Origin of the sequence: Pseudanabaena sp. UWO311, assembly GCF_006937785.1 — a bacterium.
Classification (GTDB): domain Bacteria; phylum Cyanobacteriota; class Cyanobacteriia; order Pseudanabaenales; family Pseudanabaenaceae; genus Pseudanabaena.
Genome location: NZ_SJEE01000036.1, coordinates 1 through 25,566 on the forward strand (window position 1 = coordinate 1; position 25,566 = coordinate 25,566).

The window sequence follows — 25,566 nt, forward strand, 5'->3', positions numbered from 1 at the left end:
TACCCCACCCTAACCCTCCCCCTTTTTAAGCTACCGTGTACACACAAGTCGTGAGTGAGGCAAAATCCAACCAAGAAAAATAGCCTCAAAGCGTTGCAGCCCATGGACAATGGTGGGCATACCAGGAGGACGTTGAGAGCGATAACCTGACCAGCCACCAAGACGAGCAATAATCCAAGTTGCCCAAGATAAAGATTGTCGAGGATGAGGATTTTTCTGCTTCACAGTATTGCCTTGCAGGGTCGGTTCAATATTGGACAAGCACTGTAATTGCATATCAGAGAAAGCCAGAGAAGCCGAAATGTTAGGAGTTTCACGCCTCTCAACCATTTGCAAAGTGCGAACTGCGACAGACAAAGCTAAAACGGCAAGCTTCTTAATTGCATCAGGAGACTCTAACTGAGTCGATTCAATATCTAAGCCCGCTAATTTGAGAGTGGCAAAAAGCTGTTCAATGCGCCATCGCCAACAGTACCACTGGATAATTTGTAGTGCTTTTTCGATAGACAGCACCTCATGAGTGGTGAGAAGTCTCCATAGGATTGGCTCTTGGTCTATAGGTGCTTGAACTTCGCTGACCTCGACTGCGTATATTCGCAAATGCGGTGGATAATCTGCGACTGGTAAAGATGCAGGGCGTTGAATTTCGATTGGGGTGAAACGTACAGCCAGAAAAGCCTCACGACTTTTGCGCCCAGTTCTTGCATCACTGTGAACTTGCAGCCCGTAAGTACCTTCAATAGACTGTTTTGCCAGATATTCATAAAGTAATTCTGTCTTTTGCCACAGACAGCGATTTTGGCAAGCCCTAATCAGTAGGTGATGATTTAGTTGTTTAGGTACTGTTGCCCATTCTTCATACAAATCTGCTTCACGGTCGCCGATGTGCGTCACCATACTGGCATCTCCGCCATCCAGACATTTAATGCTCCTTTCCGCACTTGCTAGCCATTTGTATGATTCTTTCGCTTCGATTGGCTGTTGTTTATACTTTCTAGCTTTTTTGTCGGCATGATTCAAGGCTCTTGTCCAAACCTGCACAGTACTCAACCCTAATGGGAATCCTGTCTCTGCATTCAATACTAAGGTTGGATGAATAAAAAATCCCACATCTTTATTGTTTCCCACTACTCCCAACCCTTTTTCCTTTAGTCGTCCTTTATGGCTTTGGAGGTTAATTTCGCTGGTATCACTTATTGCTAATACGTGCTTTCCTCCAACGTTCTGCTGGCATTGCTCTGACAAGCTTTTTGTGAGTTCTGATATAGTCACGTTGTCATTTTCTAAAAAACGATAATTTGCGATTTGTTCGGCTCTGTTTTTACTGATTTGGCGTATATTTACCGATTGGCATTCAACCATTTTTTCGTATAGTATCCCCCCCTTTTTACCAATCGTGGATCGCCAAATGCTTTCCCTTTTGTTACCTCGTTATGAATTACTATCGGATTTAATTGCATCTGTAACCCTTGCCATACTTTTATCCTAGTGTAGGCTGACTTGTGTGTACACGGTAGGGGATTAAGGGGGGTAAAAACAGAAATTCATGCTAGATAGGTACTTCTCAAACACGCTCTAAAAGTGGGGAGAATTTAATTCTTCCTCCCCCAAAAAAATGAAAGAAAAGCTTTGCTTTTCTTTCATTTTTTTGGGTTATGTCATTGCAAAAATAACGCGGTTTACAGCAGATTTTTATCAAACAAACTACAAGAAAACTTTTGACAGCATGGCTTTGCAATGCTGTCAAAAGTTTTCTTGGTTTGGGTTTGAGCGCAGAGCGCTGTAAGCAGTTTTCGCCCAAAAGAACTAGAATGGATTTCTAAAAATTTATTGATTTGAGAAATGACATGCCTGAAAATGTGGAAGATAATGCGATCTCAAAGGTAAATGGTCTGATGCATGATTATCCAGAGTCTATGGATTTCCCAACTCTGGATATCTCCTCGTTTCAAGACTTGCGAGAAACAATAGACGACGATTTAATCTTTTCAGACTTAGTGACAATCTATCTTAGTTCAGCCGAAAATTTGATGGATGAAATTCAGGCTGCTTTTACTAACCAAGATGCTAATAAATTTGCAATTGCTGCACATTCTCTAAAATCGACTAGTGCCAGTATTGGGGCAACTAGACTGTCTCAAATCAGTAAGTATTTAGAAAAAGTTGGCAAAACAGGGGAGATTACAGGTTCAACTGATATTTTAATTCTCCTTAATAATGAATATACAGAGGTAATTAAGGCGATTCAAACCCTTATTCTTGAGTTTATGGCACAATGATCACATATTAACTAGATTGCTAATCTATGCAAGTTCCTGCGATCGCTACCACACCATTTTCTCTAAAACTAAAAGCTCCATTTCTAAAACAACAGATCTCCATATTGCAGATCAATTTGGGTAAAATTTGTAATCTCGCTTGTACTCACTGTCATGTCGAAGCTAGCCCAACTCGTACCGAAGAATTAACAGCAGAAATTTGCCAACAGTTAATCGAAATCATTCATCGGTTCCCACAAATTCAGACAGTAGATCTGACTGGGGGTGCCCCAGAGATGCTGTATGGATTTCATGCATTAGTTAAAGCGGCGCGAGAACTTGGCAAAGAAGCGATCGTTCGTTCTAATTTGACGATTTATTTTGAAAAGGGGTATACCGATATACCCGAATTCTTTGCTCAAAACCAAGTGCGAGTTGTTGCTTCTATGCCTTGCTATTTGGAAGACAATGTGGATAAGATGCGTGGTAAGGGGGTATTTGATAAATCAATTCAAGCTTTACAATGGCTAAATAGGCTTGGCTATGGTTCTAATCCTGATTTGATTTTAGATTTGGTATACAATCCACCACTTCCCAATTCTAATAAATTTTCCCTTGCTCCTAATCAACAAGGTTTAGAAATAGCTTATAAAACCCATCTGCAAGAGCATTTTGGGATTGTGTTTAATAACCTATTTACAATTACCAATCTTCCCATTGGCAGAAGTAAATTCCATCTGCGCCATCGCAAGTTAGAAGAAGAATATTCACAATTTTTAGAATCACATTTTAATCCTGACACTCTTGATCGCTTAATGTGTCGAAATCAGCTTTCAGTGGATTATCAAGGCAACATCTATGATTGTGATTTTAATCAAATGGAGAATTTGCCAGCGCGATCGCCTAATGGTGAGACTCTGACCGTAGCCAATATTTTAGAGCTAGGCTCTTTAGATATCATTCAAAAGATTCAAACCGATGACTATTGCTATGGTTGTACGGCAGGAAGTGGCTCTAGTTGCGGTGGTGCGTTGTTATGACTATCTTTCCCAAAAAGCAGTTCTCCGAACGGGATATTTGTACTAAATACATTACTCCTGCCTTAGAAAGGGCTGGCTGGGATATCGCTACGCAGATTCGCGAAGAATTTGCCTTGACTAATGGGCGTGTCCTTGTGCGTGGGCAGTTACATACCCGCGCTAAAAACAAGCGTGCTGATTATGTGCTGTTCTATAAGCCCAACATCCCGATCGCAGTAATCGAAGCCAAGGATAATAATCATTCTTTGGGTGATGGTATGCAGCAAGGGCTAGGCTATGGGGAAATGCTTGAGGTTCCCTTTATATTTAGCTCCAATGGTGATGGCTTTTTATTTCATAACAAGATTGCCCTTGATGGCATTATTGAGCGAGAAATCAGTCTAGAAGAATTTCCTTCTCCCAATTTGCTCTGGCTATGGTGGTCTGCTCATCGAGGACTAACGGAAAATCAAGAGAGCCTCGTGACGCAGGATTACTATAGCGATGGGTCAAATAAGACTCCGCGATACTATCAACTATTGGCGATTAACAAGACGATTGAGGCGATCGCTAAGGGACAAAATCGCATTTTGCTAGTCATGGCTACAGGTACTGGCAAGACTTTTACTGCGTTTCAGATTATCTGGCGGCTGTGGAAGTCCAAGAAAAGAAAGCGAATTCTGTTTTTAGCCGATCGCAATATCTTGGTCGATCAGACTATGACTAATGATTTCAAGCCATTCGGCTCGGCGATGACTAAAATTCAGAAGCGGCAAGCGGACAAGTCCTATGAAATTTATCTGTCGCTGTATCAGGCTGTGACGGGCAACGAAGAGGCGCAGAATATTTATAAACAGTTCAGTCGTGATTTTTTCGATTTGATCGTGATCGATGAGTGTCATCGGGGGAGTGCGGCTGAGGATTCGGCATGGCGGCAGATTTTAGAATATTTTTCTTCGGCGACACAAATCGGGCTGACAGCAACGCCTAAAGAAACGAAGGAAGTTTCTAATATTGATTATTTTGGGGAACCGATCTATACCTACTCTCTGCGTCAGGGGATTGATGATGGGTTTCTTGCGCCCTATAAAGTGGTGCGGATTGATTTAGATAAAGATTTAGCGGGTTGGAGACCCGATCGCGGCATGGTCGATAAATATGGCTATGAGATTGAGGATCGCGTTTATAACCAGAAGGATTTTGATAAAAATTTGGTATTGGAACAGCGCACGAAGTTAGTTGCTAAAAAGGTGAGCGAGTTTCTGAAAGCTACTAATCGCTTTGATAAGACGATTGTGTTTTGTGAAAATATCGACCATGCGGAGCGGATGCGTCAGGCGTTGGTGAATGAAAATGCTGATCTCGCGGCTGATTCACGCTATGTGATGCGGATTACGGGTGATAACGAAGAGGGCAAAGCAGAGCTTGATAATTTTATTTTTCCAGAATCAAAATATCCTGTGATTGCGACGACCTCCAAGCTTATGACTACTGGGGTTGATGCTCAAACTTGTAAATTGATTGTGTTGGATCAAAGGATTCAGTCGATGACTGAGTTTAAGCAAATTATTGGGCGTGGTACTCGCATTAATGAGGACTATGGCAAGTTTTATTTCACGATCATTGATTTTAAAAAAGCGACGGAGCTGTTTGCCGATCCTGATTTTGACGGCGATCCAGTGCAGATCTATGAGCCAAAATCGGATGAATCGCCAGTGCCGCCAGAACTGCCAGAGGAGGATGAACTCACCAGCCGCTATCCAGTACCAGACAAAAGCTTGGGATGGACTGCTGAACCCGATGGTTCTGAATATGAGACTGGAGTTAGGCGCTATGTGGTGGCAAATGTTGAGGTCAAGGTTGCGTCTGAACGAGTTCAGTATTTCGATGCTAACGGCAAACTAATTACAGAATCGCTCAAAGACTATACGCGCAAGGCGGTGACTAAGGAATTTGCCTCGCTGGATGACTTTCTCAGACGCTGGAGCGATGCTGATAAGAAACAGGCGATCGTTGATGAACTAGCTACTGAGGGTGTATTCTTTGAGGCTCTAGCCCAAGAGATCGGTAAAGATTGCGACCCCTTCGATCTGCTTTGTCACGTTGCTTGGGATATGCCACCGCTGACCCGCAAAGAACGTGCCGATCAGGTAAAAAAGCGCAATTACTTTGCCAAGTATGGAGAGCAATCCCGACGGGTGCTGGAAGCACTATTACAAAAGTATGCCGATGAGGGGGTAGCTCCGATTGAGGAAACGCAGATTCTCACGGTTGCGCCTTTCCCGCAATTTGGCACACCGATGGAGATTGTCCGCGCTTTTGGTGGGCTGGATGCCTACCGCTCAGCTTTGCACGAGTTGAAGCGATCGCTATATAGTGCGTAAAATACTCTTTCTGTCTACGTTTCGATTAATCAAGCCCCCTAAATCCCCCAATTCTGGGGGACTTTGAAAGACTATTATTTTCTTGTTCCCTAGAATTGGGGCTAGGGGCGAAAACTCTATAATTACGATGCAATTTTAAAGGACGCTCATGGCAATTGGCACACTCATCAAAAGTATTCAGGACATCATGCGAAAGGATGTGGGCGTTGATGGTGACGCTCAGAGGATTAGCCAGATTGTGTGGTTGCTTTTTCTGAAGATTTTTGATGATAAGGAACAGGAATGGGAGTTTACGATTTCGGACTATAAATCTCCGTTGCAGAGCCGTTTTCGTTGGACAAATTGGGCAAAGAATCCAGAGGGGATAACGGGTGAAGAGCTGATCGACTTTGTGAACAATGATCTCTTTCCTTCGCTGAAAAAACTTGCTACTGCGGCTGGGGTGTCGCCATTGGGTAAGGTTGTTGGGGCGGTGTTTGAGGATGCCTATAACTACATGAAGTCGGGGACTTTATTGCGTCAGGTGATTAATAGCATCGAAAGTGATGTGGATTTTAATTCCTCTAGCGATCGCCATTTGTTTAATGACATCTACGAAAAGATTTTGGCGGATCTGCAATCGGCGGGGAATGCGGGGGAATATTACACACCTCGCGCTGTGACTCAGTTTATGGTGGATATTATCAATCCTAAGCTGGGCGAAAAGGTACTTGATCCTGCCTGTGGTACTGGTGGCTTTTTGACCTGTACAATCGAGCATCTGAATCCGCAGATCAAAAATCCTAGCGATCGCACTTTGCGGGAGGCGACGATTCACGGAGTGGAGAAAAAGCCCCTGCCGCATATGTTGGCGATGACGAACATGATGTTGCATGGTATTGATGTGCCTAGCAATATTCTCCATGACAATACTTTGAGCCGTCCGCTTAGGGATTACAGCCCGAAGGATCGGGTGGATATCGTGATCACAAATCCGCCTTTTGGGGGCATGGAGGAGGATGGCATTGAGAGCAATTTCCCGAAAAAGTATCAGACTCGCGAAACTGCTGATTTGTTTATGGCGTTGATTATGCATTTACTCAAGCCTGATACTGGACGCGCTGCGGTGGTATTGCCCGATGGTTTCTTATTTGGGGAGGGAACGAAAACTAATCTGAAGCGGGAGCTTCTAGAAGAATTTAATCTGCATACAATCGTGCGTTTGCCGAAGGGCGTGTTTAGTCCCTATACGGGCATTAATACGAATATTCTCTTTTTTGAGAAGGGTGAGCCGACTAAGGATGTCTGGTTTTTTGCCCATCCATATCCTGAGGGCTACAAGTCCTATTCGCGTTCTAAGCCGCTAACGATCGCGGAGTTCGATCGCGAGAAAAAGTGGTGGGGTGGGGCGACGAGAAAGGGGCGCAAGGTGAATGAATATGCTTGGAAGGTTTCGGCAGCGGAGATTGCGGCTCGGAATTATAATCTTGATTGTAAAAATCCCCATGAGGTGATGGTCAATCATGGCGATCCTGAGGATTTGATGTTGGAATATTTGGAGATTGCCCGTGAGATGGAGAAGGCGCAAAATGCTTTGAAGCAGGAGTTGATCAATGCTTTGCAACAAACAAGTGGTGGCCTTTAATGGAATTACTAACGCTCAATGAAGGTAAAACCCTTGAATTTAAACGAGATCTGTCATCACCCAAAAACCTGCTAAAAACCTTGGTTGCCTTTGCTAATACGTCTGGGGGTAGGGCGATCATTGGTGTTGACGATCGCACAAAACAACCTATAGGAGTTGAGTTTCCTTTGGATGAGGAGGAACGTCTGAGCAACTTGATCGCTGACTCGATCAGCCCTCGCCTAGTCCCAAACATTGAAATGGTTACGGTTAACGAGCGCACTTTATTAATCGTTGAGGTTTATCTGAGTAATTCTCGCCCCCATTATTTACAAGCTGAGGGCGCGGAAAGGGGCGTGTATGTGCGGCTGGGTTCGTCCAATCGGCTTGCAGATCGAGAGCTAATTGCAGAAATGAGGCGATCTGTTGAGGGAATTGCTTTTGATGAAATGCCGATACCAGATTTGTCTATATCGGATCTGGACTTAGGGGTGATCAAAAAATGGTTTGGCGATCGCCGTGAACTTGATGAACAGGGTTTGCTGACGCTGAAGTTGTTGCGCCGAGAGCAAGGCAAACTAGTACCAACTAGGGGCGCGATCCTGTTATTTGGCAAGGATCGCATATTTCATTTCCCTGATGCTTGGGTGCAATGTGGGCGTTTTGTTGGTAATGACAAGGCGGTAATTTTCGATCACATTGAGCTTTATGAGCCTTTACCGCAGTTGGTGGACAGCATTATGTTGTTTCTCAAAAAACACGCAATGCGGGGAGCTGATTTCTCAGGGGTGCAACGGCGAGATGTTTGGAGTATTCCCCTAGGAATTTTGCGGGAGGCGGTGATCAATGCGTTGGTTCATGCTGACTATTCTCAACGGGGTGCGCCGATTCGGATTGCTTTCTTTGACGATCGCATTGAGATCGAAAACCCTGGAATCTTGTTATCGGGGATGACGATCGAGGATATGAAGCAAGGTATTTCTAAGATCCGTAATCCTGTAGTTGCTCGTGTGTTCCGTGAGCTAAATCTAATCGAACAATGGGGTAGTGGTGTGCGGCGAATGTTTCGAGAGGCGGAGGAGTTGGGTTTACCCAGCCCTGAAATCATAGAAATTGGTCTGCGTCTGCGGTTTATTGTACATTTGGCGGAACCTGTAGCAACGAGGAATCTGATTGCTGGGCTAGAGTCGGGGCTAGAGTCGGGGCTAGAGTCAGAAATGTCTAAGACTGTCTTACACATGCTGGCAAATAAGCCGTTACAGCGTTCTGAAATTGCCAAGGCTTTGGCTCATGGGAGAGTTTCAGGGGCGGTGAATCGGGCGGTAAAGGAGTTGATCACAAAACGACTGATTGAATACACGATTCCTGATAAGCCTAATAGCCGTTTACAAAAATATCGCTTGACTCCAACGGGGCAAGCCTTGCTTGTAAAGGAAAAAAATCGCCATGAATAACGAAACAATCTTACTTTTAGAAAAATATTTTGATGTGGCTTTTGCTGCGCCTGATGGCGTGAAGAAGTTGCGCGAGTTGATCTTGTCGCTGGCGATGCAGGGGAAGTTAGTTCCACAAGATCCAAGCGATCAGTCTGCTAGGGAGTTGTTGAAGGAGATTGAGGCGGAGAAAAGTAGATTGGTGAAGGATGGGAAGATCAAACCTTCTAAGCCTTTGCCTGAGATTAAGCTTGATGAGGTTCCCTATGATTTGCCGAAGAGTTGGGAGTGGGTAAGATTAGGAGAAATCGCGAATTACAATGGCAGAACAAATATTAATCCTGAACAGATAGAATCTGAAACTTGGTTGTTAGATCTTGAAGATATTGAAAAAGATACATCAAGAATTATCTACAGAGCTAAATATTCTGAACGAGAGTCAAAATCAACTAAATCAACTTTTCTAAAAGGTGATGTTCTTTATGGGAAATTGCGACCATACCTTAATAAAGTGGTGGTTGCTGATGATGATGGAATATGTACTACAGAGATTGTCCCTATTGTACTTTTCGGAAAAGTTGATCCGCATTTTCTACGGTGGGCGCTAAAAAGACCTGCATTTTTAGATTATGTAAACACTCTTATGTATGGGGTGAAAATGCCAAGACTTGGAACTGAACAAGCTGTAGAAAGTATTCATCCTCTTCCCCCGATCGCAGAACAACGCCGTATTGTTGCCAAAATTGATGAACTAATGGCACGATGTGATGATCTGGAAAAACTGCGCCAAGTCCATGCTCAAAAACAAATCACCGTCCACAATGCCGCGCTGAATCAATTGCTGACAGCCAAAGATCACAACGACTTCAAAACCTCATGGCATTTCATCACGCAACATTTCGGCGAACTTTATTCTGTTAAAGCAAATGTGACAGAACTACGCAAAGCTATACTCCAACTCGCCGTCATGGGCAAGCTAGTACCACAAGATCCTAATGACCAGCCAGCTAGTGAGTTGTTAAATGCGATCGAGGTAGAGAAAAATAGACTAGTTAAGGAAGGGAAGATAAAAGCATCTAAACCTCTACCAGAAATTAAACTGGAAGAAGTTCCCTATGATTTGCCTGCAAATTGGAAATGGGTAAGGGTTATAGATATCGTTGATGTGGGGACAGGCTCAACACCTGCTACAACCAACTCAGAATATTACAACGGAAATATTCCTTGGTATACCAGTTCGGCAACAAATGATAGTTTTGCAAAGATCCCAGAGACATTCATAACAGAGAAAGCACTTAAAGAAACCAACTGTAAAATCTTTCCTTCAGGAAGTCTAATTATCGCTATGTATGGACAAGGCAAAACCAGAGGTCAAATCAGCGAAATTGTATTGGCTGGAGCGACAAATCAGGCAATAGCAGCAATGGGTTTCTATGAATCATCCAAAGAATTAAAACAATACATCAAATATTATTTCGTCAAAATATATGATGAAATCCGTTCTATAGCTGAAGGTGCTGCTCAACCAAACTTAAACGTTGGCAAAATCAAAGAAACACTGATTCCCCTTCCTCCACTTGCCGAACAACATCGCATTGTTGCCAAAATCGATCAACTCATGACCCTTTGCGACGAGCTAGAAAAGCAGATAGACATCGCTAATAGCAAAAAGACCAACCTGCTTAACTCCGTGATGACCAAGGTTTAGCTCAAAACCTAAAAATTTTGCTAGACTACACAACAAAGCCTAATCATATTTTTATGAAATCAATAGAACTACTAACCAAAGAACTACTATCACTGCCTAGTATTTCCAGAGCGCTTTTAGCAGAAAAACTAATTGAAAGCTTAGAATTTGATATCGATCCAGCCATTCAGTCAGCTTGGACAAATGAAGCCAAAACTAGACGCGATGCAGTGCGCGATGGATCTGTACAGACTATTTCAGGAGATGATGCCCTAGCCCAAGTGAGAAGATTACTAGCTCAATGAAGTATGTATTTCATCCTGAAGCATTAGCAGAATATTCTGATGCAGTCGAGTATTATGCTGGTCAAAAAGTCGAAATTGCCCAAGCATTTATTAATGCAATTGAAGATACGATTTTACGGGTTAGGGAATATCCCAACCGTTATGCCACAATTGACGAAGATATTAGGCGTTGCATGACACGAAAATTTCCCTATGCAGTGCTTTACACAATTGAGCCAGACTTTATTCTCATATTGGCAGTAATGCACTGTAGCAGAGAAGTTGGATATTGGAAGAATAGGAAAAAGTAACCCATTAATACTGCATTAAATAAAAGTGATTTATAGGGAAATGATTTGGTTGCGATCGCACTGTAGATCTAGTGAAATGCGATCGCAACCAAATCACAATTTACAAATAGCTTTCAGAACCTTAAGAATCAAAATAGAAGGCTCAGACTCGATCAAAGATAGAGATGGAAATAGCTGATAAACAGGTGCTTCTCCTGCACAGATACGGATAAATTGAAAATGCAAACCATTTGTTGCTAAACCCCAAACCGAAGACTGAGAACTCAAAGACTCATGAGCATAAGTCAACAACTGCGGAATACCCGTAAAAGGTTCTATTCCTGCTCTCTTAGCCTCAACTATCAGCACCCAAAGCTTAGTTAAATTTGGAAATCCAGATTTTTTAACCGCCAAAATATCATATCTACCCGTGATACTTATATCCGCTTCGAGAATATCAATACGCTGAATATTTTCCTCTAAAAGTAATTCGATTTCTTGATTATAGTAACCTGCTAAATTCATCAAAGGCGCAAGCGCAAGAAACTTAATTTGTCCTTCAGAAACTCTACCTGACAAGAGATATCGACGGAAATTAGTGCAAATCTCAGTTAATTCTGTTTGCTCAAGATCTGACACAGATTGCAGATCGAGATAGTCAGAAAAAACACCCATGCTTCCAGATTCGTGAAAGCCTAATAGGCGCTCAACATCCTCAAAATTCAAATTTTTTGAGTCAAGTGCAACCATCTTGACCTCTGGTTTGATCGGCAGTCTTTATTGATCTTAACATTTCGCGATCGCACTGTGAGATTTAGTGAAATGCGATCGCAACCAAACCTCAAATCTATAATTAACTGATGTTACGTGGAACACAGATAATGAATCTCTTACTGCAAGCATAGCAGGGCAACCACGGGGGGATTGCCCCTACCCCAAAATTTAAGGGTTATCGTAGGGGCTGTGCCCCCGTGCCAGCCCTAGACCTATGCTATGGCAGGAATTCCTTCCACGTAACATCAGTAATTAAGGAACAGGCACAACATCTAGTAAGCGCTGAATGATCTTCTTAGGCGATCGCCTTCCTGCCGCCATAATGCGATGTCCTAAAACATAGGGAGCTAGGAACTTCACATCATCAGGTAAAACATAATCAGACTTGCGATTAGGATCAAGCATTTGTTGAATAAAGGCATAGCTTTGAACTGATCGCAATAAAGCGCTTGTACCTCTAGGACTCACGCCAAGGGTGATTTCTTCATCGTTACGAGTCGCACGGACAATATTCACAATGTATTCGCTAGTCGCATCACTAACAGGGACTTGAGTACAGAGTTGCCGAATCTCTAGTACTTCTTCAGGGGTGATACATGCTTCTAATTGAGCCGAACCAATTTTCCCAACTTGCATCCGCTTCAGCATTTCTAGCTCTTCCGCTTCACTGGGATAGCCAATACTAAAAGACAAGGCAAAGCGATCGAGTTGCGCCTCTGGCAAGGGGAATGTCCCTTGATATTCAATGGGGTTTTGAGTGGCGATCGCAAAAAATGGTGAGGGAACTTTCCGAGATATCCCATCAACGGTGACTTGACTCTCTTCCATTACCTCTAGCAATGCAGACTGAGTTCGTGGAGTCGCCCGATTGATTTCATCAGCAAGCAACACATTTGCAAATACTGGCCCTGGCAAAAACTGAAATTCACCTTTTTGGGGATTCCAAATATTTGTCCCCGTAATGTCGGTGGGCAATAGATCGGGAGTACATTGCACCCGCTGAAATTTTCCAGATATAGAAGCAGCAAGTGATTTGGCGAGTAAAGTCTTGCCCACCCCAGGCACATCTTCTAATAAGGCATGACCGCCCGAAAATAATGCTACTAAGACCAGTTGAATGGCTTCATCTTTGCCAACGATTGCCTTCGCCAGATTGTCAACTAATTGTTGTACTTTGAGTTGCTTTTCCATGTTCCCCATCAAGCTTGTGAAGATCGAATTTTGCAATACTTGTCATACTAGCCTATTGCGGCTCGCTTGCCCATGAAAGCAGCAGAGGCAACAGTAATTCTCAATTTTGGGTTGTGCTGCGCCTTCAGCGCAGCACAACCCATTATAGTAGAGACAATTCATGAATTGCCTCTACTGCTTTCATGAGCGTGGATCTGCTAAAATCAACAGCGTGAGGACTTAGGAGTTACATGGCTGGATATACGCTGATTTTAGCGATTTTGATCTTAGGAGGCATGATCGCAACTTTAGGCGATCGCATCGGCACTAAGGTTGGAAAAGCGCGGCTTAGCATATTCAAATTGAGACCGCGTGACACCGCCACAGTCGTGACGATCGCTACAGGCGGAATGATCTCTGCATCCACCTTAGGGATTTTATTATTGCTAAGTAGTCAGCTAAGGGATGGATTATTTCGTCTTGAGAGTATTCGCTCAGAGTTATCTAGTAGCCAAGAACAAAAGCAAAAAATTGAAACAGAGCTAAATGCTGCAAAAACCGAACAGGAAAAAGCGCAACAACGTTTAGGTGAAATTAATAAGTCGTTAGTCCAAGCTGTGCGTAAACAGTCAGAAACTCAGGCTTTATTACAATCAGTCGAGAGCAAATTTGCCCAAGCTGACGAACAACTCCAAAAAGCCTCGCAGCAGGAAGCAGATCTCCGCGATCGCATTAAGAGTTTGAGTGCAGAGCAAGAAAGTCTTCAAGCTGAAAGTAATCAGCTTCGCGGTGAAAAAGAGCGGATTTCTACTGAGTTAGCAAGTATTTCCCGCGATCGCGAAACCCTCAAACAAAGGGTTGATGAGTCAGAGCAACGCTTAGTAGAAATTGAAAAACAACGGGTAGCTCTTGGCTCAGAAGTAGCCTCCCTAGAATCTGCCCGTGAGCAATTGCTGATCAGTCTTGAAGCTCTACGCAAAGGTAACGTCGCTATTTTCGCCGACCAAATTTTATCGATTGGGGTTGTGCGTCCAAATTTGAGCCAAGCTGAGTTACGCCAAGCCAGTACCCAGCTCCTACAGCAAGCCGAGCGAAATGCCCGTGAACTTCTGGATTTTCTTCCTGATCAAGCGCCTAAAGAACCAGTTATTAAGATTACAGATGCACAGATCGAAGGACTACTGAATCGGATCAAGGATGGAAAAAGCTACGTGATCCGTATTCTTTCTGCTGGTAATTTTCTAAAACGCGAAACCAGAGTTGCGATCGCGGCTGATGTCACCCTAAACCGGCAAATATTTGCCGCAGGTGCTGAAATCGCCTCCTTACAATTTACTCCAGATCTATCCGCGCAGGCTCTTGCATCGAGGGTTGAGCAACTATTTTTGTTAGTCAGTTTTCGCGCTCGTCGTGAGGGAGTCCTAGCTAACCCACTTACAGGCAAAGTCGGCAATTTCCCCCCTGACGCTTTGACTGAGTTGTTTAAAGTAGTTAGCGAACTTAAGTCTCCCTACGAAATTAAGGCTGTAGCTAAGGAAGCCATTTTTCCTGCTAGTTCTCTGATTCTAGAGCTAGTAATTCGACAAAATGGCATTGAAATTGGGCGATTTAGTTAGCAATTTGCGATGTATTAGATTATGACAAGCTTTACTTTCTTTCAAAGTCTACGAAATACTGCTTTTGCAAGACTCTATGCTGCTCAAACAATCAGTTTATTTGGTGATGCCTTAACGTGGTTAGGGTTAGCTTTGCTAGCTTTTGAGTTGGCAGGGAAAGATAGTGGAGTCGTCCTTTCGGTAGCCCTGACATTAAGAGTGACGGCTTTTGTGATCTTGTCTCCATTAGCAGGGGCGATCGCCGATCGCCTAGATCGCAAGAATATTCTGATCATTACCCATATAGCCCGTATGGCGATTGTGGGAACACTACCATTCATAAATACAATTTGGCAGATTTATGTCTTAGTTTTTACGCTAAATGTATTCAATGCTTTTTTTACACCCACCTATCAAGCCACGATTCCTTTAGTCACTGGTAAAAAAGACTATGTACAGGCGATCGCGCTTTCGGCTGCTACCTATCAGTTATTAGGTGTGCTAGGACCTGGTATCGCAGGAAGTATCTCGAATTGGTTCGGAGCAAGACAGATATTTTTTTTAGATGCAATTTCATTTTTGATCGCAGCAATTTTGGTTTTCACAATTCCCAGACAGCTTAAAGTACATCAAAATGAAAATGTAGAGGTAAATATAGGCATTGTTCGTAAAATTTTAAACGATATTAAAGAGGGGACTACCCGCCTGTTTGAAGACCAATTTATTCGGTATGCACTGCTATTGCAACTTGTAGCCTCGATCGCTGGCGCACAGATTTTAGTTAATACAGTTAGCTATGTACAGGGAAATTTAAAACTGGGAAACTTGGAATATGGTTGGGTGATGTCTGCTTTTGGGATTGGCGCAACTATCGCAGCCTTGATGGTCGGCGCTATTAGCAAAAAATGGGAATACACGACTTTAATGTCTTTAGGTGCAGCCTTGATTACGGCGGCAATCCTTCCTGCTAATTATGTGAGCTTGGCTCCTTTGATGTTGCTTTGGGCGATCGCAGGGATAGGACAAGTTCTGGTAAACCTCCCGACGCAGACTTTAATTGCCGATCGCATTCCTAGCAACTTACAAGGTCGAGTCTATGGCGCACATTTTGCGTGGAGTCATCTATGGTGGGCGATCGCCTACCCAATCGCAGGTTGGTTAGGCAGTCACACTTACAACCAATCTTTCTTGTATGGAAGCCTAATTGGACTTGTGCTGTTTGTTGGAGTGCAATTACTATTAGCTCCAAAAACTCATGAACATAAGCATGAATATTTATTGCACGAGCATGAGCATTACCATGATCAGCATCATCAGCATGAACATTCCGAAGGAATAATCGTAAACGAGCCACATATTCATGCTCATAAACATTTACCAATGCGTCATCGCCATGCTTACTATGCCGACATTCATCATTTACACGGCTATTAGGAAACATCAAACTTCAAATAAATGAAGTCACCACCAAGTGGTGACTTCATTTATTTGAGGTTTATTGAATTGCGAGTTTTTTGCTTGTAGAGGCAAGTTCTTCAGCTAGAAATTGACGATAAAGCTTGGGTAAAAAAGGTGTTACCAAATTATCCTCAATCCCACCGCCCAGACTAGTCCAAACACCAGACAACTCGCTCAAAGCATCTTCAACCCGATTTTGTTTCAGCAAAGTTAAAATGTCAGCATTCCATTGATGATGATCTTTTAGCCAGCGATAGACCACAATATCTTGGTACTCAGGCTCAAAGCTATAGACTATGCCATCAGAAGTTTCATAGGGGTTTGGATGATATTTGGAAGCTTTTTCGAGCCAAGTAGAGGTTAGAAATTGATATCGCCCTGATGCTGTCGAACATTTCCCTTTATTCACTTGAGTTTTGATCGGAATACATTGATCAGGATGTTGACTCAAATCATGGACATGATCGCCACCGTATAAAAGTGCATAGGTGTTTTTACCACTGGACTCGCTTGCAGAAATAGTTCTCATCAAAGCGCGAATATGGGGATCACCAGTAGGCATGACCAGTGGCGGTATATCTTCGGAAACTTGCAGATATTTGGTGTTTCTGAGGATATTCTGGGCATTTTGAATGAACCAGGCTAAGGCAACTAGGCTCAGAATTGAGGCAATATCCCAAATCTTTTGCTTTTTGCTGTATGCCTTATTTTCGCTATTTTGATTATTTTTTTGTTTAGAACGATAGAAGAACATAGAGATAATCTTTAAATAACCTGTCTGCGTTTCAAGGTATAGATCCCCTTAAAAAGGGAGGAGAATTTTCTTCTTCCCCCTTTTTAAGGTGGATTGAGTGGGCTCTTTAGTAACTCATGGTATGACGGATAACTTGTGTGTGAGGGTTCCACCTCATACAGGTTATTTAACTAAGTAGTTAGGTATAAGTAAACTTAAAACCCAGATTGCCGAGTTACTTAATACCTGAGAACGCTCATCTACCTCAATTTCTTCCTCAAGCTTGGTCGCTTGTTGTTTAGGAATCATGAACTTACCAAACTTGGCATAGATAGCAGGAATTACCAACAGCGTTAAGGCGGTAGAGGTAAACAAGCCCCCTAAAACCACGATCGCTAAAGGCTGGAGAATCTCATTCCCAGAACCACCAGCTAACACGAGAGGTAATGTCCCCAATGCTGAGGTCAGTGCGGTCATCAAAATGGCATCAATTCTTTCTAGGGAACCTTTGACAATTGTTTCTTTGAGAGGGATACCTTGGGCAAATTTGTTGTTGTAATTGTCTACAAGCAGTAAGCCATTACGGACAGCCACACCAAAAAGGGTAATGAAGCCCACAAGAGAAGCAACGGACATGACCCCACCACTGACGATGATCGAGACTATCCCTCCCACCAAAGCTAAAGGCAGATTGAGCATAATCGCGATCGTGGCAGGGAGAGATTTCACCGAGAAGAACATCAACATAGAAATGATGATTGCTGCCAAGATACTAAACAATAGCAAGTTATTTGTGGCTCTTTGTTCCGATTCAAACTGACCGCCATACTGGATGAAATAACCATTAGGCAACTTCACTTGTTGATTAATTTGAGCTTGAATATCACCGACCACACTGCCCAGATCACGCTCAGCAACATTGGCAGAGACGACAATCAGCCGTGAGACATTTTCTCGGTTTACAACGTTAGCGCCCATACCATAATCAACCTTAGCTACATCCCGAAGAGCGATAGTTTGACCAGTGGGAGTAATTAGGGGAATCGCCCGAATATCATCAAGGCTATTCCGAGCTTGTTCAGTTATGGAGACAGTGATATCGATCAACTGCTGATTTTGAGCCAGTTGTGATACCACACGACCATTGAGAGCCGTTTCTATCACCTCTGACACCTGTGCCATTGTTAAGCCGTAGGTAGATGCTGCCGTGCGATCATATTGAATTTGGACTTGGCGAATTGGTAGCTGAGGTTCTAGCTGTAGATCGACAACTCCTTTAATCGGCTGAATCACATCCCGCACTTGTTCGCCAATCTTCCGCAATTCGGCTAGATCGGGACCAAAAATTTTGACAGCGATCGCACTTCTGACACCTGACAGCACTTCATCCATACGGTGCGAAATAAATCCGCCAATATTTGAAGCTACCCCTGGCAATTTATTAAAAGCCTCTCGGAGTTGTTTAATGCTGGATTCTCGGTCTTCCAAAGCGCGATCGCTCAGTTCTACATCAACGTGAGCCATACTCACTCCTGCCCCATCAGCGTCCCCAGGAGCGCGTCCAGCCCGAACTTGAACCCATTCGTAGAGGGGATTATCTTTGAGGGAAGTGTACAAAGTCATCCCTGCTCGGTTGGTCATATCGAGAGAAACTCCAGGGAATAAAACCATAGAGTTCACCATAGATTTTTCCTGAAATTCTGGCAGAAATACCCGTCCTAGGGAAGGAACGATCGCAAAAGCTGCCACGAGAGAGGCTAGAGCCACACCAAGAATGATTTGGGGCGATCGAATCGACAGATTAAGTAAGGGACGATAGAGATTTTGCGCCCAACGGGAGACAAAGGTGTTTTCTAGAGGTAGGGTTTGACCTGCCAACAAAATGGTACAAAGAGCTGGGGTGAGGGTCATGGCGACAATCAAGGAAGCGGCGATCGACAGCAAATAAGCCCAACCCATCGGCGCAAAAATATTTCCTTCTACCCCTGTCAAGCTAAAAATCGGTGCGAAGACCACAATAATAATTACTGTGGAAAAAACTACAGCTAGACGCACTTCGACAAAGGCATCAAATACTACCTTAAAAGAGGGTTTTGGGTACTCTTGTGTCTGATTTTCTCGAAGCTTGCGATAACAGTTTTCCATATAGACGATCGAGTCGTCTACAAAACCGCCTAGGGCAACCACCAAACCGCCTAGGGTCATAGTGTTGATCCCTAAACCAAAAGAGTTCATCATCATCATCCCAATCAACAAAGACAGGGGAATGGCACTCAAGGTAATCAGAGCTGTGCGCCAATTCATCAAAAACAGCAGCATAATCACCGAAACAATGATAATCCCTTCAATCAGAGAGCCGCTTACATTTTTAATCGCCGCATCAATAAAATTTGATTGACGGAAGGTTCGCGCTAACTGGACATCCGCAGGAAAAGTCTTTTGCAAAGATGCCATCACAGCTTCTACCGATCGCGTCACCTTGGGCGTATCGATTTCGGGCTGCTTATTGATCATCATCACGATCGCAGGTTGACCATTAAAACTGCCATCGCCACGCTTTAGGGCAGTACCCGTTTTCACTTGGGCAACATCGCGCAACAGGATCGGCTTGCCATCACTGACCTTCACTACGGACTGTTGCAGATCGCTAATGGAATTAACCTTACCGCTCCCTTTAATCAGTAACTCTTGACCACCACCAATCAGGAAACCCGCAGGAGCGCTAGAGTTTGCGCCCTTAGCGGCTTCGGCAACTTCGTTGAGAGATACATTTAGCGATCGCAGTTTCGCAGGATCGACTAGCACCTGTTCTTGACGCTCATCACCGCCATAGACCGTTACCTGCGTTACCCCAGCCACTGACAAGATCTGATTTTTGAGTGTGCTATCAACGAGACGGCGCAAATCCATCAATGAGGTTTTGCCCTGTCCATTCACCGTAAAGGCATATTGCAAAATCGTACCTAGCGGCGAAGCGAGGGGCGAAATTTCTGGCGGATGCACATTTTCAGGCAGTTGGTTAGTGACCTGTTGTAATCGCTCTGTCACCGATTGACGCGCCTTGTAAATATCAGCGTCCTGATCGAAGACCACATTCACCATCGACAGCCCCACCTTGGAGGACGATCGCACAATCGTCACCCCTGGCAAGCCATTGACTGCGCTCTCAATGGGAATCGTGATTTGCGATTCCACTTCTTCGGGCGCAAGTCCCGTTGCTTTGGTGTGAATATCGACTTGAGGCGGTGCAAATTCGGGGAACACATCTAGGGGCATTTGTGTAACCGTGAAAACGCCCCAAAATGTTATAAGAACTGAGCAAATGACTATCAACCAACGCTGAATGATCGATCCTTTCAATATTTGGTCTAAAAGAGAGTTAAACATTTAAATTAGCCCTTCTTACCATTGCCACGAGTCACCGCAAAAACAAGTACGCCTGCGGCGATTAATAATGCACCACCACCTGCGATTGAGGCTTGCATGATCGGAAATTCACCTTCTTGGCTATGGGGTTTACCCTCTGCATGGGCTTGAGCATGGGCTGGATCTGTGCTGGTTTTAGCTGCATCGGTTGCGGTCGCATCTGTTTTAGCAATAGGAGCTTTCGATGGATTCGCAGCAGTAGTAGTGGGTTTAGTTTTACGAGACTCGGCATAGAGGGATAGACTGCCTTGAGTAACCAGCTTTTCGCCAACGGATAAACCATCGGTAATCTCAATTAAATCGCCCTTAGTTGAGCCAGTTTTCACAGGTACTGGCTCATAGAAATTTTCGTACTGCACAAATACTAATTGCTTGCCATCGGCATCCACTAGCGCTGTCACAGGAATCAGCACCGCTTTACCACCACCCTTTTCAGGGGCGATCGCCTTGACCTCAATGCCCAACTGTGTATCGGTAGTAGCATTTACCTTGACTCTCTCGATGCCGCCCGTTGCCTGAAATTCATCACCATGTCCAACATGGGCAAAGGCGATCGCAGGGATACTCAGGGTCAAAGCCGTCGCTAATAATGGGCTAAATATAGGACTAAACAAAGAAAACTTTTTCATGGGATATCCTCACAAGCACTTAATAATTCAATGAACTTAATAAATTCTTAAGTAGCTTGCCAGAGGTGCGATGAAATCGAGGTGAAAAGCAAATTGTTTCGATACAATCAAGCTCGTGGTTGATTTGCCTAATGCGATGCGAATTTTGCTTGTAGAAGATGAAATAGACTTGGGAACAGCAATTAAGCAGGTCTTAGTTTGTGAAAAATATGTTGTGGATTGGGTAACAGATGGTGCTCAGGCTTGGTACTATCTCGAAAATCAATGGACAGACTATTCTGTCGCTATTTTCGATCTGCTACTACCAAAACTGTCAGGGCTAGAACTCTGCCAAAAATTGCGATCGCATCAAAATCCTTTACCCGTACTAATGCTCACTGCCCTCGGTCAGCCTGAAAATCGCATCGCAGGACTAGACGCTGGAGCTGATGACTATTTGGTAAAGCCATTTGTGATGGAGGAACTTTTAGCAAGATTACGCGCATTACAAAGGCGATCGCCGCAATTACAGTCTCAAACCCTAACAGTAGGTAAATTCTCACTAGATTATGCGAACAACGCGCTATTAGTGGCGACAGAGGCTCAAGCTCATCAAGCAGCACAGGTAATTCCCTTAACAACAAAAGAATTTCAAATTCTCACCTATCTCATGCAAAATTGCGATCGCATTATTTCGGGCAGCAAAATCCGTAACCAACTCTGGGATCTTGATGAAGAACCAGTTAGCAATGTGGTCGCCGCCCAAATGCGTCTATTGCGGCGAAAATTAGCTAACTATGGCTGTGATTGCCCGATTGAAACAATTCCCAGCCAAGGCTATCGATTTAATACCCATTAATGGGCGGCGCGAAGCGCCGCCCATCAAGATCAATTATGAACACACATCTATTATTTCGTCGTAGCCGAACTCGTCTCGCCTTTTGGTATGCGGGAGTGATGGCTGTAATCTTGAGTTTATCGGGATTTAGTATGTATCGCTTTCTGATTCAATCCAATTGGGAAGCGATGGAACGGGAAATGGAGTCAATCGCAGGGACTTTACACGATAGTTTAGAACCGATGTTACCTGCTTCCGAGGAGCCAACTTCTATTTTACGGCGAATTTTGCCAGAACTCTGTTTAGTAGACCAGCCTTGTAATATCAGCCCCACGCTGATTCAACGTCATACCACAGGCATTAGCGATCGCAGTACTTACTACATTCGCCTCTTCAATCATCAAGGGAAATTACTAGCTTTTTCCCCTAGTCAAATCATTGCTGAACTACCTAAGCGTTTAATAACTACACCTTGGCAAACCTTCGAGAGTTCTCAGGGTATCCGCTATCACCAGTTCACGATTATCTTGCATAGCCATGATGTGAAGAATCAAACCCATCGACACAGTACTCAACCATCTTGGGGATACTTGCAACTCGGTCGGAATTTAGAACCCTTTGATGCAGAAGTAAAGCGCATCAAAATAATTTTGGCGATCGGCTTTCCGATCGCATTGTTATTAATTGCTCTCTCTAGTTGGTGGCTATCTAAATTAGCAATGCAGCCTATTTATCAGTCCTATCAACAGCAGCAACAGTTCACCGCTAATGCTGCCCATGAATTGCGATCGCCTCTGGCAAGTCTTCTCGCCACCGTCGAAGCGATCTTGCGAGTACCGCCAGTTAATCCCGAAGATACGCAAACCATGCTCTACAAAGTAGAAAAGCAAGGAAGACGCTTGAGTAACTTAATTGCTGATTTACTATTTCTATCTAGCCTTGAGCAAAACTCATCCCCAAAGCCTTGGCAACGCTGTTGCTTAAATGATTTGATTAGCGATCTGACCGAAGAATTTTTGGAACTTGCCGCAGCGTCTAATATTGATTTAACTAATCAAATGCCTGATCGCGAGATTTATGTTTTGGGCAATGAATCTGAACTTTATCGCCTTGTTTCCAACTTAATTGTCAATGCAATTCAGTACACGCCTAGTAATGGTCATGTTGAAATCAGCCTATTTGAAGAAGATCGCAAAGCAGTAATTACTGTGAAAGATACGGGAATCGGGATTGCTCCAACCGAACAAACGCGCATTTTTGATCGCTTTTATCGTATCGATAGCGATCGCTCTAGTAAAACAGGGGGAACAGGTTTGGGCTTGGCAATTGTGCAAGCGATCGCCAAAAGACATAACTCAAATCTCAAGGTTACCAGCCAAGTGGGGAAAGGAAGCATTTTCAATCTAGAATTGCCGATAGATTGCACTGTATAGAAAATAGCAATTTGACGATAATCTAAATCCTTGTACTAATACTCCTGCACATTTGAGTTATCCCAATTCACAAAAGTGTTGTCACACTTTTGTGAATTAAAAAATAAAACCACCAAGGGTTTTAAAAATATAAGATGGCTACGCCATTTTGTGTTTTGGCTTAACAAGACTAGCGAAAGCTATAAAATACATCTATGGCAAAAATATCTCTGTGCGATCGCTGTAATTTTTACTCTCACAGCCAACTTTTGGTCTGTGCGGTACATCCTTACGGGCCAGAGTGGGGACTATGCTCAGATTTTGTCTCGGCAGAGCTATGGGAACCCGACGATCCCCATAGTTATGATCCCGCTATGGAAGCAGAATGTGGCTGGCATCCCATCTTTACAGGTAAATGCCCAGAATGCCGCACTGCCTTTTCACGAATGCGAATTCCACCAGAGCAATGGCGCTGTAAGTGCTGTGGCTGGGAAGATGATCTGTAATCAAAAGTTGCTTCGCAACTTTTGATTACTCTTTGCGATCAATCCCATACACATCCCGCCCTCTGACATTGTTAATCGTATTCAACACCGCCTCCGAAGCCGCCATAATATCTCGCTCTTCGCCACCAAGATATAAACGCCCAAAGCTACCTACAGCGACAATTTCCAAAATATTAATCGAGGCAGCTTTTTCAGCCTCATTTGCGGCAAGAGCCGCATAGGCAGCAGGTTCTACTTCCATGATGTACAGAGTTTGTCCAGACAACAACATCTGCCCTCTTCGGAAGCGATTAATTAACTGGGTTTGATGCGCGTCAATATTACGAATAATTTGACTAGATAGTAATCTAGGCTTAATCCGATCTTCTTCGGTTACGCCCAGCATCTCCAAAATGGCTCGACCTGCGGCTTGGGTTTCCCCTTGACTTGCCGAATGGATTTCTAGTAGTCCATACAACCGTTCAACTATTTGCACACCTGGACGTACTGAAGTAGATTTCAGTGCTACATCGGTAATGCGGTTAATTTCAACACCTGGGGAAATTTCGATCCAGAGGGAGGTGTCACCTGGTAAGGGTAAAAATCCTTGTGCAACTGTTCCTAAATAAGCAGCATGTTGTTTTTGAAGATTGTCTAAGTAGACGTAGCTGCGTAAATCGATACCCAAAAAATTTTTCTCCCACGAGGCTTTTACTGGGTTTTTCTAGCTGTCTGAATCAAGAAATTAGTTAGCTACCCAATATGTAATTTTATAGCAATAGCAACAAAAAAAGAGAGAGGGCGCTTTGCGTCCTCTCTCTTTTTTGTTGCTACGCAAAATTAAACCCAAAACCAAGATATTTACCGCCCGCGTAGCGGACGGTAAATATCTTGGTTTTGTTATAAGCCAGCTTGAGCCTTAGCCACTACTTGACCATCTTTAAACTCAATGATTGCATTACTACCCTGAGGATTTTTCCAAGAATAAACCTGCCCAATACTATTGCTTGAGTTATTCTCGGCGATAACCTTGCCAGATGCACCAAAAACCTTTTCCACCTGCTCAAGAGTCATTCCTTTTTGAATACGATTAAACTTTTCTAAATTTATAACTGGTTCTTGTTCTAGCTCATTTGGGGGTGATGCGATCGGCTCAACCGAAGGATTGGCTTTGGGAGTAACTTGAGTTGGAGCGACAGATGGTTGAATAGTCTCGCTAGGAGAGCTTTTAGCAGTAGTGATTGTACTTTTTGTTTCTTTATTTTCAACTGATGGAGTTGCTAATGATGAGGAAGAACTTGATTCAACGGCTGTTTTTGATGTGAGTGCTCTCACTGAGGCTCCAATGCCCAATCCTAGTGCGACAATCGATAAGCCTACAAACAATAACTGCCAATAATTACTATCCGATGTCGGAATCTGGGGTTTATTAACTTTGACAAGATCGCTTGATTTAACTGTTATGCCATTGGTAAAGGATTGCTGCTCTAGATCAGTAGCTAAAAGGTTTTTTCTAGCTTGAGAATTGCTTGGGGCAATTTTTTTGATCGCATTTTGTAAGACAGACTGCTTAGAAAGTTGCGGCTCTGGCGATCGCGTTTCTAGGGGCTTACTATCCGACTCTGGAACTATGTCTGGCGGTGGTGTCAGTGATGATTTTGAAAGTTCTAGCATAAATTGCTCCGTCCATAGCAGGCGCTGTTCTTGCGTTTCTTCATCATTGCGCCAACAGTGAATCCTAAATTTAGCTACTGATTCTATATGCAAATTTTGAAGTTTGCTATGGACTAATGTCAGCAGTTTTTCTTTGTCAATGGCAGAATCTGCCCGAATTTGTATCTCTAAACTACTATCGACAATATCTACAGCAACATCAAGATTTTCAATGTCAAGTGGCTGTAATTCCTGACAGAGCATTTTGGCGATCACCTTTGGATATCTTTTATGGGCAAGTTCGGCAATCGAAAGCATACTTGACTAAATCATCCTAGTCGAACTAATGAATAGTTTTACAACTACTCTTGGCTATCTTAATTTCAATACATTACACTTGCCGACTGAAAGCAGCGATCGGCTAAATTGCGTGATCGTACCAAATATCCATATTAT

General features: G+C 43.5%; 21 protein-coding genes. 13 read left to right on the plus strand and 8 right to left on the minus strand.

Features of this window, described 5'->3' with window-relative positions; translation table 11 throughout:
- Positions 1 to 30 precede the first annotated feature (30 nt).
- Entirely contained in the window at positions 31 to 1,362 is a 1,332-nt protein-coding gene (locus PseudUWO311_RS20360; protein WP_142657072.1) for an IS4 family transposase, read from the minus strand.
- A 485-nt stretch (positions 1,363 to 1,847) separates the two neighbouring features.
- On the opposite strand from PseudUWO311_RS20360, the gene PseudUWO311_RS20365 reads away from it, so the two are divergent.
- The 8 genes from PseudUWO311_RS20365 to PseudUWO311_RS20400 all read left to right on the plus strand — a co-directional run bounded on the left by PseudUWO311_RS20365 (position 1,848) and on the right by PseudUWO311_RS20400 (position 10,979).
- Positions 1,848 to 2,279, plus strand: coding sequence for an Hpt domain-containing protein (locus tag PseudUWO311_RS20365; protein WP_142657073.1), 432 nt, complete (start codon positions 1,848 to 1,850; stop codon positions 2,277 to 2,279).
- Between the two features lie 26 nt (positions 2,280 to 2,305).
- A complete protein-coding gene (gene arsS, locus PseudUWO311_RS20370) occupies positions 2,306 to 3,298 on the plus strand; it encodes an arsenosugar biosynthesis radical SAM (seleno)protein ArsS (protein ID WP_142657074.1) in 993 nt (330 codons plus the stop codon).
- Positions 3,295 to 5,661: an EcoAI/FtnUII family type I restriction enzme subunit R gene (gene hsdR / locus PseudUWO311_RS20375; RefSeq protein ID WP_142657075.1), complete on the plus strand. Its 2,367-nt coding sequence runs from the start codon at positions 3,295 to 3,297 to the stop codon at positions 5,659 to 5,661. Before arsS ends, hsdR begins: the two co-directional genes overlap by 4 nt.
- A gap of 148 nt (positions 5,662 to 5,809) precedes the next feature.
- Positions 5,810 to 7,285: a class I SAM-dependent DNA methyltransferase gene (locus tag PseudUWO311_RS20380; RefSeq protein ID WP_142657076.1), complete on the plus strand. Its 1,476-nt coding sequence runs from the start codon at positions 5,810 to 5,812 to the stop codon at positions 7,283 to 7,285.
- Positions 7,285 to 8,718, plus strand: a complete 1,434-nt coding sequence (locus PseudUWO311_RS20385) for a helix-turn-helix domain-containing protein (RefSeq protein ID WP_142657077.1) — start codon at positions 7,285 to 7,287, stop codon at positions 8,716 to 8,718. The genes PseudUWO311_RS20380 and PseudUWO311_RS20385 overlap by 1 nt, the downstream gene beginning before the upstream one ends.
- Complete coding sequence (locus PseudUWO311_RS20390; RefSeq protein ID WP_142657078.1) at positions 8,711 to 10,405, plus strand: restriction endonuclease subunit S; 1,695 nt, start codon at positions 8,711 to 8,713, stop codon at positions 10,403 to 10,405. The genes PseudUWO311_RS20385 and PseudUWO311_RS20390 overlap by 8 nt, the downstream gene beginning before the upstream one ends.
- Positions 10,406 to 10,458: 53 nt before the next feature.
- Positions 10,459 to 10,689 (plus strand): addiction module protein, encoded by a 231-nt coding sequence (locus tag PseudUWO311_RS20395; protein ID WP_142657079.1) that lies wholly within the window; start codon positions 10,459 to 10,461, stop codon positions 10,687 to 10,689.
- Positions 10,686 to 10,979, plus strand: a complete 294-nt coding sequence (locus PseudUWO311_RS20400) for a type II toxin-antitoxin system RelE/ParE family toxin (RefSeq protein WP_142657080.1) — start codon at positions 10,686 to 10,688, stop codon at positions 10,977 to 10,979. The genes PseudUWO311_RS20395 and PseudUWO311_RS20400 overlap by 4 nt, the downstream gene beginning before the upstream one ends.
- 93 nt (positions 10,980 to 11,072) lie before the next feature.
- Here PseudUWO311_RS20400 and PseudUWO311_RS20405 read toward each other — a convergent pair whose 3' ends face one another.
- Together PseudUWO311_RS20405 and PseudUWO311_RS20410 are read right to left on the minus strand one after the other, a co-directional pair.
- On the minus strand, positions 11,073 to 11,708 hold the full coding sequence (locus PseudUWO311_RS20405; protein ID WP_142657081.1) for a restriction endonuclease subunit R: 636 nt from the start codon (positions 11,706 to 11,708) through the stop codon (positions 11,073 to 11,075).
- Positions 11,709 to 11,984: 276 nt separating this feature from the next.
- Positions 11,985 to 12,923 (minus strand): AAA family ATPase, encoded by a 939-nt coding sequence (locus tag PseudUWO311_RS20410; RefSeq protein WP_142657082.1) that lies wholly within the window; start codon positions 12,921 to 12,923, stop codon positions 11,985 to 11,987.
- A gap of 230 nt (positions 12,924 to 13,153) precedes the next feature.
- On the opposite strand from PseudUWO311_RS20410, the gene PseudUWO311_RS20415 reads away from it, so the two are divergent.
- Together PseudUWO311_RS20415 and PseudUWO311_RS20420 are read left to right on the plus strand one after the other, a co-directional pair.
- Positions 13,154 to 14,518: a DUF3084 domain-containing protein gene (locus tag PseudUWO311_RS20415; RefSeq protein ID WP_142657083.1), complete on the plus strand. Its 1,365-nt coding sequence runs from the start codon at positions 13,154 to 13,156 to the stop codon at positions 14,516 to 14,518.
- Between the two features lie 21 nt (positions 14,519 to 14,539).
- Entirely contained in the window at positions 14,540 to 15,931 is a 1,392-nt protein-coding gene (locus tag PseudUWO311_RS20420) for an MFS transporter (protein ID WP_142657084.1), read from the plus strand.
- 61 nt (positions 15,932 to 15,992) lie between these two features.
- On the opposite strand, the gene PseudUWO311_RS20425 is transcribed toward PseudUWO311_RS20420, so the two are convergent.
- The 3 genes from PseudUWO311_RS20425 to PseudUWO311_RS20435 form a co-directional block, all read right to left on the minus strand.
- Positions 15,993 to 16,709: a glycoside hydrolase family protein gene (locus PseudUWO311_RS20425; protein WP_142657085.1), complete on the minus strand. Its 717-nt coding sequence runs from the start codon at positions 16,707 to 16,709 to the stop codon at positions 15,993 to 15,995.
- Positions 16,710 to 16,871: 162 nt separating this feature from the next.
- Positions 16,872 to 20,075 carry an efflux RND transporter permease subunit gene (locus tag PseudUWO311_RS20430; RefSeq protein WP_142657086.1) on the minus strand — a complete coding sequence of 1,068 codons (3,204 nt, stop codon included), beginning with the start codon at positions 20,073 to 20,075 and terminating at the stop codon, positions 16,872 to 16,874.
- A gap of 5 nt (positions 20,076 to 20,080) precedes the next feature.
- Positions 20,081 to 20,743 carry a cobalt transporter gene (locus tag PseudUWO311_RS20435; protein WP_142657087.1) on the minus strand — a complete coding sequence of 221 codons (663 nt, stop codon included), beginning with the start codon at positions 20,741 to 20,743 and terminating at the stop codon, positions 20,081 to 20,083.
- A gap of 136 nt (positions 20,744 to 20,879) precedes the next feature.
- Here PseudUWO311_RS20435 and rppA point away from each other — a divergent pair, with 136 nt between their 5' ends.
- The 3 genes from rppA to PseudUWO311_RS20450 all read left to right on the plus strand — a co-directional run bounded on the left by rppA (position 20,880) and on the right by PseudUWO311_RS20450 (position 23,478).
- Positions 20,880 to 21,581, plus strand: coding sequence for a two-component system response regulator RppA (rppA, locus tag PseudUWO311_RS20440; protein WP_142657117.1), 702 nt, complete (start codon positions 20,880 to 20,882; stop codon positions 21,579 to 21,581).
- Positions 21,582 to 21,616: 35 nt separating this feature from the next.
- Positions 21,617 to 22,993, plus strand: coding sequence for a two-component system sensor histidine kinase RppB (gene rppB / locus PseudUWO311_RS20445; RefSeq protein WP_142657088.1), 1,377 nt, complete (start codon positions 21,617 to 21,619; stop codon positions 22,991 to 22,993).
- 194 nt (positions 22,994 to 23,187) lie between these two features.
- A complete protein-coding gene (locus tag PseudUWO311_RS20450) occupies positions 23,188 to 23,478 on the plus strand; it encodes a hypothetical protein (protein WP_142657089.1) in 291 nt (96 codons plus the stop codon).
- Between the two features lie 25 nt (positions 23,479 to 23,503).
- Here PseudUWO311_RS20450 and PseudUWO311_RS20455 read toward each other — a convergent pair whose 3' ends face one another.
- Positions 23,504 to 24,145: a hypothetical protein gene (locus PseudUWO311_RS20455; RefSeq protein WP_142657090.1), complete on the minus strand. Its 642-nt coding sequence runs from the start codon at positions 24,143 to 24,145 to the stop codon at positions 23,504 to 23,506.
- A 212-nt stretch (positions 24,146 to 24,357) separates the two neighbouring features.
- On the minus strand, positions 24,358 to 25,428 hold the full coding sequence (locus PseudUWO311_RS20460) for a hypothetical protein (RefSeq protein WP_142657091.1): 1,071 nt from the start codon (positions 25,426 to 25,428) through the stop codon (positions 24,358 to 24,360).
- Positions 25,429 to 25,566: the final 138 nt, after the last annotated feature.

Bases quoted from the DNA above. Each gene is read 5' to 3' on its own strand.
- PseudUWO311_RS20385 (WP_142657077.1), top strand. From the start codon at position 7,285: ATGGAATTACTAACGCTCAATGAAGGTAAAACCCTTGAATTTAAACGA.
- PseudUWO311_RS20410 (WP_142657082.1), bottom strand. From the start codon at position 12,923: ATGGAAAAGCAACTCAAAGTACAACAATTAGTTGACAATCTGGCGAAG.
- arsS (WP_142657074.1), top strand. From the start codon at position 2,306: ATGCAAGTTCCTGCGATCGCTACCACACCATTTTCTCTAAAACTAAAA.
- hsdR (WP_142657075.1), top strand. From the start codon at position 3,295: ATGACTATCTTTCCCAAAAAGCAGTTCTCCGAACGGGATATTTGTACT.
- PseudUWO311_RS20450 (WP_142657089.1), top strand. From the start codon at position 23,188: ATGGCAAAAATATCTCTGTGCGATCGCTGTAATTTTTACTCTCACAGC.
- PseudUWO311_RS20435 (WP_142657087.1), bottom strand. From the start codon at position 20,743: ATGAAAAAGTTTTCTTTGTTTAGTCCTATATTTAGCCCATTATTAGCG.
- PseudUWO311_RS20390 (WP_142657078.1), top strand. From the start codon at position 8,711: ATGAATAACGAAACAATCTTACTTTTAGAAAAATATTTTGATGTGGCT.
- PseudUWO311_RS20365 (WP_142657073.1), top strand. From the start codon at position 1,848: ATGCCTGAAAATGTGGAAGATAATGCGATCTCAAAGGTAAATGGTCTG.
- PseudUWO311_RS20415 (WP_142657083.1), top strand. From the start codon at position 13,154: ATGGCTGGATATACGCTGATTTTAGCGATTTTGATCTTAGGAGGCATG.
- PseudUWO311_RS20460 (WP_142657091.1), bottom strand. From the start codon at position 25,428: ATGCTTTCGATTGCCGAACTTGCCCATAAAAGATATCCAAAGGTGATC.
- PseudUWO311_RS20380 (WP_142657076.1), top strand. From the start codon at position 5,810: ATGGCAATTGGCACACTCATCAAAAGTATTCAGGACATCATGCGAAAG.
- PseudUWO311_RS20425 (WP_142657085.1), bottom strand. From the start codon at position 16,709: ATGTTCTTCTATCGTTCTAAACAAAAAAATAATCAAAATAGCGAAAAT.
- PseudUWO311_RS20400 (WP_142657080.1), top strand. From the start codon at position 10,686: ATGAAGTATGTATTTCATCCTGAAGCATTAGCAGAATATTCTGATGCA.
- rppB (WP_142657088.1), top strand. From the start codon at position 21,617: ATGAACACACATCTATTATTTCGTCGTAGCCGAACTCGTCTCGCCTTT.
- PseudUWO311_RS20360 (WP_142657072.1), bottom strand. From the start codon at position 1,362: ATGGTTGAATGCCAATCGGTAAATATACGCCAAATCAGTAAAAACAGA.
- PseudUWO311_RS20405 (WP_142657081.1), bottom strand. From the start codon at position 11,708: ATGGTTGCACTTGACTCAAAAAATTTGAATTTTGAGGATGTTGAGCGC.
- rppA (WP_142657117.1), top strand. From the start codon at position 20,880: ATGCGAATTTTGCTTGTAGAAGATGAAATAGACTTGGGAACAGCAATT.
- PseudUWO311_RS20430 (WP_142657086.1), bottom strand. From the start codon at position 20,075: ATGTTTAACTCTCTTTTAGACCAAATATTGAAAGGATCGATCATTCAG.
- PseudUWO311_RS20395 (WP_142657079.1), top strand. From the start codon at position 10,459: ATGAAATCAATAGAACTACTAACCAAAGAACTACTATCACTGCCTAGT.
- PseudUWO311_RS20420 (WP_142657084.1), top strand. From the start codon at position 14,540: ATGACAAGCTTTACTTTCTTTCAAAGTCTACGAAATACTGCTTTTGCA.